The organism is Thiobacillus thioparus DSM 505, from assembly GCF_000373385.1.
Lineage (GTDB): Bacteria > Pseudomonadota > Gammaproteobacteria > Burkholderiales > Thiobacillaceae > Thiobacillus > Thiobacillus thioparus.
In genome coordinates, this window is the sequence record NZ_KB891316.1 from 1,036,575 (window position 1) to 1,052,816 (window position 16,242).

Here is a 16,242-nt window from a genome sequence, read left to right on the forward strand (position 1 = left end):
TGCGGCTTGCCCCTTGCGGGCAACGAAATCATATCGGTGGGACTCAGACGCGTTTGATCAAGGTACCGACGCCTTCGGGTGTCAGCACTTCCAGCAGGAGGGCGTGCTCGACGCGGCCGTCGATGATGTGCGCAGTCTTGACGCCGCTGTTCACGGCATCCACCGCGTAGCCGACCTTGGGAATCATGCCGCCCGAAATGGTGCCGTCCTCGATCAGTTCGTCGACCTCGCGCGGGGTGAGTCCTGTCAGCAGTTGCATCTGCTTGTCGAGCACGCCCGGCGTGTTGGTCATGAAAATGACCTTCTCGGCCTGCAGCACGCCGGCGATCTTGCCGGCTGCGACATCGGCGTTGATGTTGTACGCATTGCCTTCGGAGTCGGTACCGAGCGGTGCCACCACGGGAATGAAGTCGCGTGCGTCGAGAACCTGGATGATTTCCGGGTCGATGCTGGTGATCTCGCCAACCTGACCGATGTCGAGCATCTCGTCGGCCTTTTCCTTGCTGCGCACCAGCATCTTCTTGGCGTGGATGAAGTTGCCGTCCTTGCCGGTCAACCCCACTGCGCGACCGCCATGCTTGTTGATCAGCGTGACGATGTCCTGGTTGACCAGGCCGCCGAGCACCATTTCCACCACATCCAGTGTTTCCTCGTCGGTCACCCGCATGCCCTGGATGAACTCGCTCTGCTTGCCGATGCGTTGCAGCAGGCCGGCGATCTGCGGGCCGCCGCCGTGCACGACCACCGGGTTCATCCCCACCAGCTTCAGCAGCACCACGTCCTTGGCGAAGGCCTCCATCAGATGCCGCTCGGTCATGGCGTTGCCGCCGTACTTGATGACGATGGTCTTGTCGTAGAAGCGCTGGATGTAGGGCAGCGCCTCGGACAGGATATTGGCCTTCTCGGCGGCGGTGTGGAGGGGGGTCATGATGGCTCCGTATAAGATTGCGCGGATTTTACGCCAATAAAAAAGGCGGCGCGCGGCCGCCTTTCAGGCCCGAAACCGCCGGCTTACTGCACGGTCAGGCGTTTGGCCGCGGCCACTGCTTTTTTCGGCAGCACCAGCTCCAGCACGCCATCCTGATAACGGGCGCTTGCGCTTGCCTCGTCGATCTCGTGCTCGAGCGCGAAGCTGCGACCGACGCGGCCGACATAACGCTCGCGGCGCAGCACTTTCTCGCCGTCCTTCTGTTCGGTGAGTTTTTTCGTCTCGGCGCTGATCGATACGGTATTGCCGTCGATGGTGATATGGATATCGTCCTTGTTCACGCCCGGAATATCGGCGTGCACGGCGTAGCCTGTTTCATCCTCTTTCACATCCATGCGAATCTGCAGCATGTCCCTGTCCAGCTTCACGGGGCGGAAAAAGCCGCGGAACAGGTTGTCCAGGGAATCGGTTTCGAACGGATCGTAGCGGGTCATGTTAGACATCGTGTCCTCCTTCTGGTTGACAAACGTTGCGGATACGCATGATCTGGGGCAGCCCATCCGGTTTTTCAAGAGGCTGGCTTGTCCCTTTGGGCAGCAGCCTCTAAAGTGCCTACGCCCCCGCGATGCGGGAACAAGGATCATTTGATGAGCACACTCGACGCGCAGACCTGGTTGACCGACCATGGGGACTATCTGTTCCGGGTGGCACGATGCCAGTTGCACTCCGACGAACTGGCCGAGGACGCCGTGCAGGAAACCCTGCTCGCCGCGATCGCTGCCCAGGCCCGCTACGCGGGCGATGCCAGCCCGCGCACCTGGCTCACCGGCATCCTCAAGCACAAGATCGTCGACCTGATCCGGAAACAGATGCGCGAAGTCGCGCTTCCCTGCGACGAAGAGGGCGAGGAAGCCGTCGACCTCCTGTTCAGGCAGGATGGCCACTGGGCCGAACCGCTGCGGCCCTGGGGCAATCCGCAGGCCGAGGCCGAACTCAGCCAGTTGCGGCGCGTGCTGGACGAATGTGCCGATCGTTTGAAGCCTGCCATGGCCCAGGTGTTCAGCCTGCGCGAGATCGCCGGCATGGAAACCGAAGAAATTTGTAAGGAACTCGGCATCTCGCCGACCAACTGCTGGGTACTGCTGCATCGCGCGCGATTGTTCATGCGGCAATGCCTGGAATTGAATGGCTTTTCGAAGGCAGGTGCAGCATGAAGTGGATACCGACATGCAAGGAAACCACCGTGCTCGCCTCACGTGCGATGGACGTGGGGCTGCCGTTTGCAGACCGGATGGCCATGCATCTGCACTTGGCCATTTGCGAGAACTGCGCCCGCTTCGCCCGGCAGCTGCAGGAAATGCGCCGCCTGTTCCGCGCAGATGCGGATGCCGGCGATGACGCAAGGGGACTCACCGACGCGGCCCGCCAGCGCATCGCAACCGAATTGCAGGACAAGCTCGGTCACTGAGCGTGTTGCAAGAAGCCGGAATCCTCCGGTGTTGTCGTAACTTTTTTAAATAGTGTTAGGAGAAAAATCGTGTCGAAAAAATCCCTGTTCGTCGCTGCGGCGGGTTCCGCGTTCGTTGCCAGCATGGCGGCCGCCCCCCTTGCTTCCGCCGCAAGCAACCCCTTCACCCTGTCCGCGCTCTCGAGCGGCTACCTGGTGGCCGACAACCAGGCCGCCAAGCCTGCAGACGGCAAATGCGGCGCCACCAAGAAAAAAGCCGAAGAAGTCGAGATGCAGGCCACCGACAAGAAGATGCCGGAAGGCAAGTGCGGCGAGGGCAAGTGCGGCGCCCCCAAGAAAGCCCCCAAGGCTGACGGGATGAACAAAGGCGACATGAAGTAACCGTGAAGCCCCTGCGCCTGTCCGGTGCGGGGCTGGGCTTTCGGCGCGAACTCATCCCTTCGCTGAAAGCCCGCGTCCCTGACGCCATCGACTTTTTCGAGCTTGCTCCGGAGAACTGGATCGACATGGGCGGCGCGCGCGGCCGCGACCTGCGCGCCTTTACCGAGCGCTACCCGTTCGTCTGCCACGGCCTGTCGCTGTCGCTCGGCGGACCGTCCCCGCTCGACGACATGCTGCTGCACAAAACCCGGCAGTTCATGGACACGCATCAAATCGTGCTGTTTACCGAGCATCTATCGTATTGCTCGGACGACGGCCATCTGTACGACCTGCTGCCGATCCCTTTCACGGAGGAGGCTGTCCGCTACATCGCGGCACGTATCCGGCGCACACAGGACATCCTGGAACGCCGCATCGCCATCGAAAATGCGTCGTTCTACGCGGCCGCACCGGTCGCCGACATGGACGAAGCGGGCTTTATTCGCGCCGTGCTGCAGGAAGCCGACTGCGACCTGCATCTCGACGTCAACAATGTCTATGTCAACAGCGTGAACCATCGCTACGACCCGCTCGGCTTCATCCGCGCCATGCCGACCGAACGCATCGTGTATCTGCACATGGCGGGGCATCACAACGAAGCGCAGGATCTGCTCATCGACACCCACGGCGCCGACGTGATCGACCCGGTATGGTCGCTGCTCGACGAAACCTACCGCGTCCACGGCGTCGCCCCCACGCTGCTGGAACGCGACTTCAACATTCCACCGCTGGCCGAGCTGGTACGCGAGGTCGAACATATCGCGCACATTCAGGCCGCCCACCGTCCACATGCCTCCGTCGCCCGCACGTCCTGAATTCCAGCGCTACCAGTTCGCCTTCGCGGCGCATATCCGCGACCCCAAGGCGAACCCGCGTCCGCAGGGCGTGGACGCGCGGCGCATGAAAATCTACAGCACGCTGCTCTATGACAATATCGAGGGATTCCTGCTCGCGTGCTTTCCGGTATTGCGGCAGGTGCTCGGCACGCGCAGGTGGACACGGCTGGTGCGCGCGTTCTTCAGCACGCATCGCTGCCGCACGCCCTACTTCCGGCAGATCCCCGACGAGTTCATCCAGTTCCTGCAGAACGAATGGGATGCGCCGGAAACCTACCCGCCCTGGACGCTCGCGCTGGCACACTACGAATGGATCGAGCTGGCACTGTCCGTGTCGGACCGCGTCGCCGATCGCGACATCGACAACGCGGGCGACCTGGTCGATGGCTTTCCCATCCTGAACCCGGTACTGGCCAATCTGCATTACGACTGGCCGGTCCATCGAATCGGCCCGCGCCGCAAGATACGGCCAGCGGACACCTGCCTGCTGGTATTCCGCGATGCGGCCGATCAAGTGCTGTTCAGCGAGATCAACGCCTTCACCGCACGCCTGCTGACCTTGCTGGAATCCGGCACGCTGAGCGGCCGCGCTGCCTTGCAACACATCGCCGCCGAAAGCCGTCATCCCGACCCCGCGCTGATCCTGCAGGCCGGCGGCGCGCTGCTGGAGGATATGCGGGTACGCGGCGCGATACTCGGCACGGCGGTTTCACCCGCTCACACCCGCTGAAGAACGGGTGCGATCGACGGAACTGCTCAGTGAGCGTGCTGCATCGGCATGGCGCCGCCCATGGCACGCGCTTCGGCCTTCACCTCGACGATCTGCTGTTTGCCGCCTGATTCGATCACCAGCGTGAGCGGGATAACGTCGCCCACCGCGATCGGTTTTTTCAGATTCATCAGCATGATGTGGAAACCGCCCGGCTCCAGCGAGACGGTCTTGCCCTTCGGCAGATCGACTGTCTTCACTTCGCGCATCCGCATCACGTCGCCGTCCATTTTCATTTCGTGCACTTCCACCCGCGGCACGATGCTACTGGAAACGCCGACCAGGCGCGCATCGGCATCCGACTGGATCTGCATGTAGGCGCCGCCGACGGGCTGGCCCGGCATGGTGGCGCGTACCCATGCGTCGGTCACGCTGATATTGGCGGCCCAGGCCGTCTGCGCTACCAGGCTGAAGACTGCTGCCATCATCCATCCATGTTTCATTCCGGTTTCCTCTTCTCTCAGAAATGCATCGTCAAACCCAGGGTCGCCGCCCAGTCCGCCGTCAGTTGCGTGCCGTTCACATTCTGATACAGCGGCAGCTGGACCAGTCCGTAGACCTGGGCATTATGGCCGACCGGAACCGCCAGGCCCGGAGAAAAATACGCATACTTTCCACCGCTGTCGGCCGGTTCGGCATTGCGGCCGGAATCGTGTCCCCGCCAGAGCAGATTGATTTGCGCGAGCGCGTGCACTGCCCCGAGCGGATAGGTCACCCCCGCGTCGAGGCTGACATGGTCACCCGGCTGGTAATCCTGCCGCTCGCTGACCGCGTGCTGCCAGTTCATCTGCGTGTGCCAACCCGTTTGCGCAAGATGGCCGGAGACGAATCCGCCCGCGATCACGTCGGTGGAACCCGACCCCGGCTGCAATGATCGTTCCGCCAGTTCGCCGTCGGCATTGCGCACCTTGGTCGAGCCGGTCGGCAGCTTGACGCCGCCGACCAGACCATAGGCCTGGCCGTGCACAGACTGTGCATCATCCAGCCGCAGATGCGCCAGCATGCGCACGTCGCCGAGCCGGGTGAAGTTCCAGCTTTCCGGTTCGGGGCCACCGACGCCGTTGAAGACGTGGGAATGGTCGCGCGACACCAATGGGGCCTGCAACGTCACGCCCAGGGAAGAACTGAAGGCATGGCTCACGCTGGTGACCATGTTCCGGTTGAGCGTCTTGATCTCGTCGTGCTCGCCTGTCATGCCTGTGGCCGTCGTTTTGTCCGTACCGGAACGCAACTGGTTCTGATGGATCATTTCCATGCGCAGATCCAGGCGCGTGGCGTTGTCCTGCCAGGGCGTTTGGGTATCCCAGTCGGTGTTGATCGTGCAGAACGCCGAACCGCAACTGGCGGCTGCGGCCATCGGGAGAAGCAACAGCGGTAGCGCAAGGCCGGCCTGCCAGGTGGAGTTCATTCGTCATGCCATGCAAGGGTTCCAGTCTGTGCACGATAACAAATTGTCCACCCCTGGCAGTGCGACATATCGTCGCATGCTGTGCGCATCCGTCCATCCACATTTCCTTGGCATGTCACGAACCGCCCAGGCCAGACGCCGTGCGACATGCGCGAAAGAGTGCACAACGGGTTGGCGCCCGAAACGGCAAGCAATCGGGGCGCCAACCGCATGGGTTGCGGCGATTTGCCACATTCTCGGCGGCACGCAGCTTTTTTAGACTCGGACAAAATTTCAACAACACCGAGAAGAACATGCTGTTTCCCAGAAAACCCCTCCCCTTCGCCCTCTCCCTTGCCATGTCGGCGATCGGGAACCCTGCGGCCGCCCAGAACGACGCCTCGCCCGTCCTCCCGGAGACGCCGCTCATGACCGTCGTTGTCGTGGGCGCACCGGATTCCACCGATGCCGATCTCAACAGCGTGACGCTGGATGCGGCAAGCCTGCAACCCATGCATGCTGCCACCAGCGACACGGCCAGCCTGCTGCGGGACGTTCCGGGCCTCAATCTCCAGGGCGCCGGCGGGGTGTCGAGCCTGCCGTCGATCCGCGGCCTGGGCGACGACCGCCTGCGCATCAAGGTCGATGGCATGGACCTGATCGCGTCCTGCCCCAACCACATGAACCCAGCCCTGTCCTACATCGATCCCACCCGGGTCGATGCCGTCAAGGTATTCGCCGGCATCACGCCTGTCAGCGTCGGTGGCGACAGCATCGGCGGCACCCTCATCGTGGAGTCGGCCAAACCGCAATTCGCCCGCGCCGGCGAAGGCCTCCTGACCCGCGGCTCGGTCGGCACCTTCTACCGCAGCAACGGCAACGCCATGGGCGCCAACGCCGCCGCCACGGTGGCAAGCGAAAACCTCAGCGTGACCTATACCGGCTCGACCGCGCAATCGGGCAACTACAAGGCGGGCGACAACTTCAAGACGAACACGCTCACGGGACAACCCGGACATACGCTGCCGCTCGACGAAGTCGGCTCGTCCGCCTACCGGTCGATCAACCAAGCGCTCGCTATCGCGCTGCGCAACGCGAATCACCTGTTCGATCTGAAGCTGGGCCGCCAGCACATCCCGTACGAGAATTTCCCGAACCAGCGCATGGACATGACCGACAACACGAGCGATCAGGTCAATCTGGGCTACACCGGGCAATACCAGTGGGGCGTTCTGAAGGCGCGCATCTACCACGAGAAGACCCGGCACGAAATGAACTTCGGCGACGACAAGCAGTTCGTGTACGGCACCGCACCGGGCATGCCGATGAACTCCGAAGGGAAAACCACCGGCGTGTCGGTCAACGCGGATATCCGGCTTTCCGAACGCGACACCGTGCGGGTCGGCAGCGAATATCAAGCCTATCGCCTGGACGACTGGTGGCCACCATCCGGCACCGGCATGATGTCTCCTGGAACCTTCTGGAACATCAACGACGGCAGGCGAGGCCGCTACGCCCTGTTCGGCGAATGGGAGGCGCGCCTCACGCCGCAATGGACCAGCCTGCTGGGGCTGCGCCACGAGACGGTCAGGACGGATGCGAGCGATGCGGCGGGCTACTGCACCAGCGGCATGTGCATGGGCAACCAGCTTGCCGATAGCGCCAGCTTCAACAACCAGGCTCACAACAAGACCGATCACAACTGGGACCTGACCGCGCTGGCGCGTTATACCCCGGATGCCACGCAGACCTACGAGGCGGGCTTTGCGCAAAAGACCCGTTCGCCCAATCTGTACGAACGCTACACCTGGTCCACCTGGCCCATGGCGGCGATCATGAACAATTTCGTCGGCGACGGAAACGGCTATGTCGGCGATATCAATCTCAAGCCGGAGGTGGCGCATACCCTGAGTCTTGCTGCCGACTGGCACGACGCCCGGCAAAAGGTATGGGGCGTGCGCATCGCGCCGTACTACACGCATGTCCGGGACTACGTCGACGCACGGTGCAACGGCGCCAGCTGCCCCGACGGACAATTCAACGTGCTCAGGTACGTCAACCAGTCGGCCCGGTTGGTTGGCGTCGACCTCTCGGGCCACCTCCTCGCCGCCAGTACGCCGGCGTATGGTGATTTCACGGTGAGTGGCATCGTGAATGTCACCCGCGGTGAAAACCGGGATACGGGCGACAACCTGTACAACATCATGCCGCTGAACGCGAAGCTGGCCCTGACGCAAAAACGGGGACGCCTAACCAACACGGTCGAAGCGCAGTTTGTCGCGGCCAAACACACCGTCTCGGATATCCGGAACGAAGTGGAAACCAGCGGTTACAGCCTGTTCAATCTGCGCAGCAGCTACGCATGGAAGCAGGTCCGCCTCGACGTGGGCATCGACAACCTATTCGACAGAGGCTACGCGTTGCCCTTGGGCGGTGCCTATGTCGGGCAGGGCATGACGATGTCCATCAATGGCATCCCCTGGGGCATCGCCGTGCCCGGACCGGGCCGCTCGATCTATGCCGGCGTGAACTACCAGTTCTAGGAACATCGCAGCGGGCTTTATCCCCGCCGCGAATCCGAGCCCCGCGCACTGTGTGCGCGGGGCTCGTTTCATTTCAACGCAGCCTATTCGACGGCCGGCGGCACGGCAAAAAAATCCCGCCGGAGAGGCGGGACAGGTTTGGAGCAGAGCGCGGGTAAAACGCCTGCACACTTTAAAGACGGCGCGCGGTGCGCACAATTGGACAAATTGCCGCAGCCCGCGGCACCCGGCGACACGGGTATTACAATGCCGCCATGTCGTCAGCGACCGATTCCACCCTGTTGTCCACTCTGCCCGCGCGTGCCCTGCTGGGGCGTCTGCTGGCGGTACGCCTCTCGTTGATCGCTGGCTGGGCGGCCGGCATCGTCTGGCTGCACTGGGGCCTGCGCATCCCGATGCCGCTGTTGCCGATGGGTGCGGTCTTGCTGCTCATGGGCGTGTTCTCGCTCACCACGGCATGGCGGCTGCGGCTGGACTTGCCTGCCACCCAGATGGAATTTCTGGCCCATCTGCTCGCCGACCTTACCGCGTTTGCGGTGCTGGTGTTTTTCAGCGGTGGGGTGACCAATCCCTTCGTCTCGCTCATGCTGGTGCCCGTCGTCATCGCGGCGATCAGCCTGCGTCCACGCTGGGTGTGGCTGCTGGCAGCAGTGGCGGGGGGCTTCTACGGACTGCTGCTGTTCTATTTCCAGCCGCTCGCCGTGACCGACCCGACCGCCGCCTATGGCATGCATCTGGGCGGCATGTGGTTCAACTTCCTCATCAGCGCCGGACTGATTGCCTTTTTCGTCACCCGCATGCATGCCGCCCTGCGCACGCGCGACCAGGAGCTGTCCGCACTGCGCGAAAAACAGCTGCGCGACGAACGCATCGTCGCGCTCGGCACGCAGGCCGCGCTGGCCGCGCACGAGCTCGCCACGCCCCTTGCCACCATCCAGACCACGGCACACGAACTTGCGCGCGAGTTCGCCAACGATCCCGACATCGGCGCCGATTGCCATCTGCTCGAAAAACAGGCCCAGGCCTGCAAGCAGATCCTCACCCAACTTGCCGCACGCGCCCAGGACAGCGCGGCGACCGCTCATCCGCTCGATGCCTGGCTCACCACTCTGGTCGAGCGCTGGCAGGTGTTGCGCCCCGACGCCCATGTCAGCCTCACGCTGCTGGACGACAGCCGCGACTTCATCCCGCCTGAGGGCCTGGAGCAGGCAATCCTGAATGTGCTGAACAATGCGGCCGACGTATCGCCCCATGCCGTCGAGTTCGCCGCCACGGCCAGCGGCGACGCGCTGGCGATCGATATCGCGGACCGCGGCCCCGGCTTTACGCCCGAACAGAAGGCGCAGGCGGGGCGTGTGCTATTCAGCGGCAAGCCGGGACGCGGCTGGGGCATGGGCCTCGCGCTCACCCACGCCACGCTGGAACGGATCGGCGGCACGCTGACCCTGGCCGAACGCAACGGTGGCGGCACCCGCGTGCGCATCACCTTGCCCTGGACACATCCTGTATGAACATGAAATTGCTGATCGTCGAGGACGACGCCGACTTTGCGGCGGTCCTGTCGCGCGCCATGGGCAAGCGCGGCTTCGAGACTGCCGTGGCGCACAATGCAGTGGAAGCCCGGTCCGTAGCCGCGGCCTTTTCGCCCAGCCATGCCGTCGTCGATCTGAAGCTGCCCGGCGAATCGGGGCTGGCTGTCGTGGCCGCGCTCGCTGCGCGCACGCCCTCCCCGGCCATCGTGGTGCTCACCGGCTACGCCAGCATCGCCACCGCCGTCGAGGCGGTGCGCCTGGGCGCACGGCACTACCTGGCGAAACCGGCGGATGCCGACGAGATCCTCGCCGCGCTCATGCGCGACCAGCCCGATGCCGCGCTGGAAGTCAGTCCCGAACCGCTATCCGTGGCACGGTTGGAATGGGAGCACATCCAGAAGGTATTGAACGAGCATGACGGCAACATCTCGGCCACTGCGCGCGCATTGAAAATGCACCGCCGCACGCTGCAAAGAAAGCTCGACAAACGCCCGCCGAAGGCAGGCTAGGTCGCTGTCCCCCAGTCCACCCAGCCCATGTAGGCCGTCAGCAGCACCAGCACGCCGAACACGATGCGGTACCAGGCAAACACCGTGAAATCGTGGCGACTGACGAAACGGATCAGGCCGCGCACGGCCAGCAGCGCGCTGATGAACGAAGCGGCACCGCCCACCGCAAACAGGCCGATGTCGTCCGCGCTGAAAAGATGCCGGTTCTTGAAGACGTCGTAGAAGGTCGCGGCGAACATGGTCGGGATCGCCAGGAAGAACGAGAATTCCGTCGCCGTCTTGCGCGACAGGCCGAAAAACAGGCCGCCGATGATGGTCGCCCCCGAACGCGAGGTGCCGGGAATCATCGCCAGCGCCTGCGCAAATCCGACCTTCAATGCATCGCGCCACGTCATGTCGTCGACCGTTTCTGCACGGATGACGTGCTTGCGCCGTTCCGCCCACAAAATAAGCACGCCACCGATGATCAGCGCGGAAGCGACGACGATGGGGTTGAACAGGTAGTACTTGATCTGCTTGATGAACAGGAAGCCCAGCACCGCCGCAGGCAGGAAGGCCACGATCAGGTTGATCGCCAGCCGCTGCGAGGCCGGCTCGGTCGTGACGTTGACCAGTGCGTGCCCGAGGCGCGCCCGGTATTCCCACACCACCGCCAGGATCGCCGCGAACTGGATCGCGATTTCGAATACCTTGCCCTTGTCGTCGTTGAAGTTGAGCAGCTGTCCGACCAGGATCAGATGCCCGGTGCTGGACACCGGCAGGAACTCGGTCAGGCCCTCGACGATGCCGAGGATGAACGCGTGCAGAAGGATGGTGGGATCGGTCATGGCAAGGGGCTGGGCATGAAAAAAGGCGCGCCGGTCTGGCGCGCCTGCGGATTATACGCGGAGGCCACGGCGTCTTTGTGACCCCGCAGGCCGTCAGGAAACGGGAGCCGGCTCGGACGGACAAGTGGTCACCCGGTTCCTGCCCTGCTGCTTGGACTGGTAAAGACAATCATCGGCGCAGGCGATCAGTGCATCCAGGGTCAGCTGCGACGGCGTGCGCTGGGCGATGCCAAAACTTGCCGTCACGGCGCTCACGCCCGCCTCGTACGGGACGCGCATGCCTGCGATCGTGGTACGCAGCCGCTCCGCCAGCATCGTCGCCTCGTCCCGGTCGGTTTCGGGCAGGAACACGATGAATTCCTCGCCGCCCCAGCGGGCCAGGATATCGCCCAGCCGGATGGACTGCCTGAGGATGTCCGCCGTCGCCTTCAGCACGTCGTCGCCGTGCGCGTGGCCATAGGCATCGTTGACCTGCTTGAACAGATCGATGTCGAGCAGCATGACCGACGTGGGATGCCCGTGGCGAATGGCGTGGCTCCACAATGCGCGGGTCTTGTCGTAAAAGGCGCGCCGGTTGTTCAATCCGGTCAGCGGGTCCATTTGCGCCAGCCGTTCGGCACGCAACCGTTCTTCCTGGCCGACGCGCAGCTGGTAGGCCAGTGCCAAGGCAAGCAGTGTGGCGTCGAGCTGCATGCCGATTTCCACGGCACGGAACGTCCAGCTGTTGTGCGGGATGAAACCCCAGACCGACAAGGTCGTCAGCAGGGCGCCCACCATGGCCGAGAGGGCGGCGAGGAGAAAATACTGCGCCGGCTTCTGCCCGGTGCGGGCCGAGATGATGCCCAGCAACAGCATGATGCTGCTGAACAGGAACGCGAAGCTGAATGCGTCCAGTAGTGCGTATTTCTGGCTGTCCAGCAGAATGGCCGCCGCCAGCAGAATGCCGAAGATGACGCAAAACCTGATGACCGCCTTGCGCACCCGCGGGAAATACACCTGCAGATCGAGAAAGCGGATGGCGAACAGCAGGCCGGACACGCCATACAGGAACATCAGGACCGGGTTGGACCATTGCTGCCAGGTGGTCGAATCGGGCCAGAACCAGGCGAAACCATGGCCGGTATAAGCGACGTTCATGGCAACGAACATCGCCAGGTAGAGCGCATAGTACAGGTAGCGTGAACTGCGGAGGCTGACGAAAAGAATGGCGTTATACGCCATCAGGGCGAGCAGAAAGCCATAGACGATGCCATAGCTGAACTCCTGCTGCATTTGCCTGAGCCGCGACGTTTCCCGGCTCAGCAGATAGATCGGCGCGACCATGGGGTCGGGCGTCTCCAGGCGGATGAACACATCGCTGGTCCCCGGCTCGAACGTATGGTCGAACACGAAGTAACGGCTGTCGACCGGGCGTTGCGCGAAGGGCAGCGTATCGCCTGCCCGGTACCGTTCGACCGTCCTGCCGCGATACTGGACATAGACCTCGACCTGGTCGAGCCAGGCGATTTCGATAGACAGTCTTTTTTGCAGCGGTGTGGCGGTCGGGTTGTCCACCGAAAAATGGATCCACGCAGGCTTCGAACCGATGCCGAAATTCAGGACCGGGCTGTTCCCCGGGGAAAATTGCCCCGCCTGGTAGGCCGCAATCGCGGCCGGCAGGGTGAAACGCCCGTCCTGCTCTTTCAGGAACTCCGTCGACAGGCCAATGGCCAGTTCATGATCGAGGACGGCCGACAGCGGTGCCGCAACCACCGGTGCGCTGCCCAGCCATGCCAGCATGGCGGCGAGCCGAAAGACCCATCTGAACAATCTGCTGCACAAGTTCGGCTGCCGGTCGTGTACTTCGATATCAGATCTTGCGGTAGACCTCGGCGCCCTGCTTTACGAACTCCACCGCCTTCACCTCCATGCCCTTCGCCAGCGCGTCGGCTTCGTTCAAACCTTCCTTCGCCGCGTACTCGCGCACGTCCTGGGTGATCTTCATCGAGCAGAAATGCGGGCCGCACATCGAGCAGAAGTGCGCGACCTTGGCCGATTCCTTGGGCAGCGTCTCGTCGTGGAAGGACTTCGCCTTGTCGGGGTCGAGGCCGAGGTTGAACTGGTCGTCCCAGCGGAATTCAAACCGCGCCTTGGACAGCGCGTTGTCGCGGATCTGCGCACCGGGATGGCCCTTGGCGAGGTCGGCGGCATGGGCAGCGAGCTTGTAGGTGATGATGCCTTCCTTCACATCATCCTTGTCCGGCAGGCCGAGGTGCTCTTTCGGCGTGACGTAGCAGAGCATCGCGGTGCCGTACCAGCCAATCATGGCGGCGCCGATGCCGGAGGTGATGTGGTCGTAGCCAGGGGCAATGTCGGTCGTCAGCGGGCCGAGCGTGTAGAACGGCGCTTCGGAGCAGGACTCGAGCTGAATGTCCATGTTCTCCTTGATCAGCTGCATCGGCACGTGGCCGGGGCCTTCGATCATCACCTGCACGTCGTGCTTCCACGCGACCTGGGTCAGTTCGCCCAGCGTACGCAGTTCGGAGAGTTGCGCCTCGTCGTTGGCGTCGTAGATCGAACCGGGTCGCAGGCCGTCGCCCAGTGAGAAGGCCACGTCGTAGGCCTTCATGATCTCGCAGATATCCTCGAAGTGCGTGTAGAGGAAGCTTTCCTTGTGGTGCGCCAGGCACCACTTGGCCATGATCGAGCCGCCGCGCGAAACGATACCGGTCAGGCGGTTGGCCGTCATCGGCACATAGCGCAGCAACACGCCGGCGTGGATGGTGAAGTAGTCGACGCCCTGCTCGGCCTGCTCGATCAACGTGTCGCGGAACATCTCCCAGGTGAGTTCTTCCGCCTTGCCGTCGACCTTTTCCAGCGCCTGGTAGATCGGCACCGTTCCAATCGGTACGGGCGAATTGCGGATGATCCACTCGCGCGTCTCGTGGATGTTCTTGCCGGTCGACAGGTCCATCACGGTGTCGCCGCCCCAGCGGATCGCCCAGGTCATCTTTTCGACTTCTTCCTGGATGCTGGAACCCAACGCGGAGTTGCCGATGTTGGCGTTGATCTTCACCAGGAAATTGCGGCCGATGATCATCGGTTCGGATTCCGGGTGATTGATGTTGTTGGGGATGATGGCGCGGCCGCGCGCGATTTCGCTGCGCACGAACTCGGGCGTGATCTCGTTCTGCAGGCTGGCACCGAAGTTCTGTCCGGGATGCTGGCGGTTCATGAGCGCAGCGAGCTTCGCGCCTTGCGGGCCGGACGCCTTCAGCGATTCGAGATAGGCGGCGCGGTTGTTGTTCTCGCGGATCGCGATGAACTCCATCTCAGGCGTGATGATGCCCTGGCGCGCATAGTGCATCTGGCTGACGTTCATGCCCGCCTTGGCGCGGCGCGGATGGCGATGCAGATCCGGAAAGCGCATGGTCGCGAGTTCGGGATTGGCCGCCTGCTGGCGGCCGTATTCGGAACTCAGGTCGGCCAGCACCTCGGTGTCGCCGCGCGCCTCGATCCAGCGCGTGCGCAGCGCCGGCAGGCCGGTGCGGATGTCGATCTTCGCCGCCGGATCGGTATACGGGCCGGAGCAGTCGTAAACGAAAATCGGCGGATTCGGTTCTGAGCGCGCGCCGCCTGCGCCGTTCTCGCCGCTGAACATCAGCGGCGTGTCAGCCTGGCTGATTTCGCGCATCGGCACGCGGATGTCGGGCTGGCTGCCCTGAACGTAGATCTTGCGCGAGTTCGGCAGCGGATGCACCGCCGCTTCGTCGACGTGAGCGGTGGCGGCTAGGAATTTAGGGTTGGCGTTCATGGCGGGCGCTCCAGCAGAATTAGGATGGAGGCCGCTGAGTCAGCCTCGCTATTTAGTCCACGGGAGGCCTGTCAGCCTCCCTACGGCGGTCTCAACCGCATCAGGTTCGAAGGGTATGTCTCACTCCATTCGGCGTGACGGCCGTCCGGAGACCCCTGGCGAGCGGCTCAAGGTAGCGGAATTGTGGAATAATTGCAAGGCAATCCCCCATCTAACTTATTGATATTCAAGGGTACCGCATGGACATGGAACAGGCGCGCTACAACATGGTGGAACAGCAGATCCGCCCCTGGGATGTACTGAATCAGGATGTGCTCGACCTGCTGTTCAAGGTGCGCCGCGAGGATTTCGTGCCCGAAGCGCACCGTGCGCTGGCCTTCGTCGACATGGAAATCCCGCTCGGCCATGGCCAGTCGATGTGGACGCCCCGGCTGGAGGCGCGCGCGCTCCAGGAACTCGTCATCCGCCCCACCGACCGCGTGCTGGAAATCGGTACCGGCAGCGGCTACCTCACGGCGCTCCTGGCCGCCCAGGCCGCCGAGGTGGTGTCGGTCGATATCGTGCCCGAATTCACCGCGGCCGCCACGCAGAAACTGCGGGCGCACGGCTTCGAGAACATCGCGCTGCATACCGGCGACGGCGCCCGCGACTGGTCCGACGAAGCCGGCTTCGACGTCATCGTACTCACCGGCTCGACCCCGCTGCTGTCGGACGCCTTCCGCCGCCGCCTCCATGTGGGCGGCCGCCTGTTCGCCATCGTCGGCGAGGCGCCGGTGATGCAGGCGCAACTCATCACCTGCACCGCCCCCGGTGCCGCACGCAGCGTGACGCTGTTCGAGACCTGCGTGGCACCGCTGCTGAACGCGCCGCATCCTGCCGCCTTCGTATTCTGATGCGCCAGTTTCGCCCCCCCGAACTCGCCGCCTACATCCAGTCCGGTCATACGCCGGTGTTGCTCGATGTGCGCGAGCCGTGGGAATGGAACCTCTGCCGCCTGCCCGGCGCGATCCTGATTCCGATGCGCGAACTGCCCGCACGCCTGTCGGAACTGAACAAGGATGCCGAAACAATAGTCATCTGCCATCATGGCGTACGCAGTTATCACGCGGCGCGCTATCTGGAGACGGCCGGGTTTGTCGATGTCGTCAACCTCGCGGGCGGCGTCGCCGCCTGGGCCGACGAAGTCGATCCGGCCATGCCGCGCTACTGAATACTCTCTATCTAGGACTG

At 63.3% G+C, this 16,242-nt stretch carries 17 protein-coding genes and 1 riboswitch; of the genes, 10 read left to right on the forward strand and 7 right to left on the reverse strand.

Annotated elements, in window-relative coordinates:
- Positions 1–43: 43 nt before the first annotated feature.
- Together argB and B058_RS0105280 are read right to left on the reverse strand one after the other, a co-directional pair.
- A complete protein-coding gene (gene argB, locus B058_RS0105275; RefSeq protein WP_018507438.1) occupies positions 44–928 on the reverse strand; it encodes an acetylglutamate kinase in 885 nt (294 codons plus the stop codon).
- A gap of 83 nt (positions 929–1,011) precedes the next feature.
- Positions 1,012–1,431: an Hsp20/alpha crystallin family protein gene (locus B058_RS0105280; RefSeq protein ID WP_026240668.1), complete on the reverse strand. Its 420-nt coding sequence runs from the start codon at positions 1,429–1,431 to the stop codon at positions 1,012–1,014.
- 144 nt (positions 1,432–1,575) lie between these two features.
- Between B058_RS0105280 and B058_RS0105285 the strand changes: the two genes are divergently transcribed.
- From B058_RS0105285 to B058_RS0105305, 5 genes are all read left to right on the forward strand, one after another.
- Positions 1,576–2,142 (forward strand): sigma-70 family RNA polymerase sigma factor, encoded by a 567-nt coding sequence (locus B058_RS0105285; RefSeq protein ID WP_018507441.1) that lies wholly within the window; start codon positions 1,576–1,578, stop codon positions 2,140–2,142.
- A complete protein-coding gene (locus tag B058_RS17790) occupies positions 2,139–2,396 on the forward strand; it encodes an anti-sigma factor family protein (protein WP_018507442.1) in 258 nt (85 codons plus the stop codon). The genes B058_RS0105285 and B058_RS17790 overlap by 4 nt, the downstream gene beginning before the upstream one ends.
- 69 nt (positions 2,397–2,465) lie before the next feature.
- Positions 2,466–2,777, forward strand: a complete 312-nt coding sequence (locus B058_RS16485; protein WP_018507443.1) for an HvfA family oxazolone/thioamide-modified RiPP metallophore — start codon at positions 2,466–2,468, stop codon at positions 2,775–2,777.
- Positions 2,778–2,779: 2 nt separating this feature from the next.
- Entirely contained in the window at positions 2,780–3,631 is an 852-nt protein-coding gene (locus B058_RS0105300; RefSeq protein ID WP_018507444.1) for an HvfB family MNIO-type RiPP peptide maturase, read from the forward strand.
- A complete protein-coding gene (locus B058_RS0105305; protein ID WP_018507445.1) occupies positions 3,606–4,382 on the forward strand; it encodes an HvfC family RiPP maturation protein in 777 nt (258 codons plus the stop codon). The genes B058_RS0105300 and B058_RS0105305 overlap by 26 nt, the downstream gene beginning before the upstream one ends.
- Positions 4,383–4,408: 26 nt before the next feature.
- Here the strand turns inward: B058_RS0105305 and B058_RS0105310 are convergent, their stop codons facing one another.
- A complete protein-coding gene (locus B058_RS0105310) occupies positions 4,409–4,864 on the reverse strand; it encodes a copper chaperone PCu(A)C (protein WP_026240669.1) in 456 nt (151 codons plus the stop codon).
- A 17-nt stretch (positions 4,865–4,881) separates the two neighbouring features.
- Positions 4,882–5,829 carry a hypothetical protein gene (locus B058_RS0105315; RefSeq protein WP_018507447.1) on the reverse strand — a complete coding sequence of 316 codons (948 nt, stop codon included), beginning with the start codon at positions 5,827–5,829 and terminating at the stop codon, positions 4,882–4,884.
- 293 nt (positions 5,830–6,122) lie between these two features.
- Between B058_RS0105315 and B058_RS0105320 the strand changes: the two genes are divergently transcribed.
- From B058_RS0105320 to B058_RS0105330, 3 genes are all read left to right on the forward strand, one after another.
- Positions 6,123–8,351, forward strand: a complete 2,229-nt coding sequence (locus B058_RS0105320; protein ID WP_026240670.1) for a TonB-dependent receptor — start codon at positions 6,123–6,125, stop codon at positions 8,349–8,351.
- Between the two features lie 254 nt (positions 8,352–8,605).
- Positions 8,606–9,862, forward strand: a complete 1,257-nt coding sequence (locus tag B058_RS0105325) for an ATP-binding protein (protein WP_018507449.1) — start codon at positions 8,606–8,608, stop codon at positions 9,860–9,862.
- Positions 9,859–10,392, forward strand: coding sequence for a response regulator transcription factor (locus B058_RS0105330; protein ID WP_018507450.1), 534 nt, complete (start codon positions 9,859–9,861; stop codon positions 10,390–10,392). Before B058_RS0105325 ends, B058_RS0105330 begins: the two co-directional genes overlap by 4 nt.
- Here the strand turns inward: B058_RS0105330 and B058_RS0105335 are convergent.
- From B058_RS0105335 to thiC, 3 genes are all read right to left on the reverse strand, one after another.
- Positions 10,389–11,219: an undecaprenyl-diphosphate phosphatase gene (locus B058_RS0105335; RefSeq protein ID WP_018507451.1), complete on the reverse strand. Its 831-nt coding sequence runs from the start codon at positions 11,217–11,219 to the stop codon at positions 10,389–10,391. The two genes, B058_RS0105330 and B058_RS0105335, sit on opposite strands and share 4 nt — an antisense overlap.
- Positions 11,220–11,312: 93 nt before the next feature.
- Positions 11,313–12,998, reverse strand: a complete 1,686-nt coding sequence (locus B058_RS0105340; protein ID WP_018507452.1) for a sensor domain-containing diguanylate cyclase — start codon at positions 12,996–12,998, stop codon at positions 11,313–11,315.
- 70 nt (positions 12,999–13,068) lie between these two features.
- Positions 13,069–15,012 carry a phosphomethylpyrimidine synthase ThiC gene (gene thiC / locus B058_RS0105345; protein ID WP_018507453.1) on the reverse strand — a complete coding sequence of 648 codons (1,944 nt, stop codon included), beginning with the start codon at positions 15,010–15,012 and terminating at the stop codon, positions 13,069–13,071.
- 60 nt (positions 15,013–15,072) lie between these two features.
- Positions 15,073–15,179: riboswitch (TPP riboswitch) on the reverse strand.
- Positions 15,180–15,251: 72 nt separating this feature from the next.
- Between thiC and B058_RS0105350 the strand changes: the two genes are divergently transcribed.
- Both B058_RS0105350 and B058_RS0105355 read left to right on the forward strand, forming a co-directional pair.
- Positions 15,252–15,905 (forward strand): protein-L-isoaspartate O-methyltransferase family protein, encoded by a 654-nt coding sequence (locus B058_RS0105350; RefSeq protein WP_018507454.1) that lies wholly within the window; start codon positions 15,252–15,254, stop codon positions 15,903–15,905.
- Positions 15,905–16,222, forward strand: coding sequence for a rhodanese-like domain-containing protein (locus tag B058_RS0105355; RefSeq protein ID WP_018507455.1), 318 nt, complete (start codon positions 15,905–15,907; stop codon positions 16,220–16,222). Before B058_RS0105350 ends, B058_RS0105355 begins: the two co-directional genes overlap by 1 nt.
- Positions 16,223–16,242: the final 20 nt, after the last annotated feature.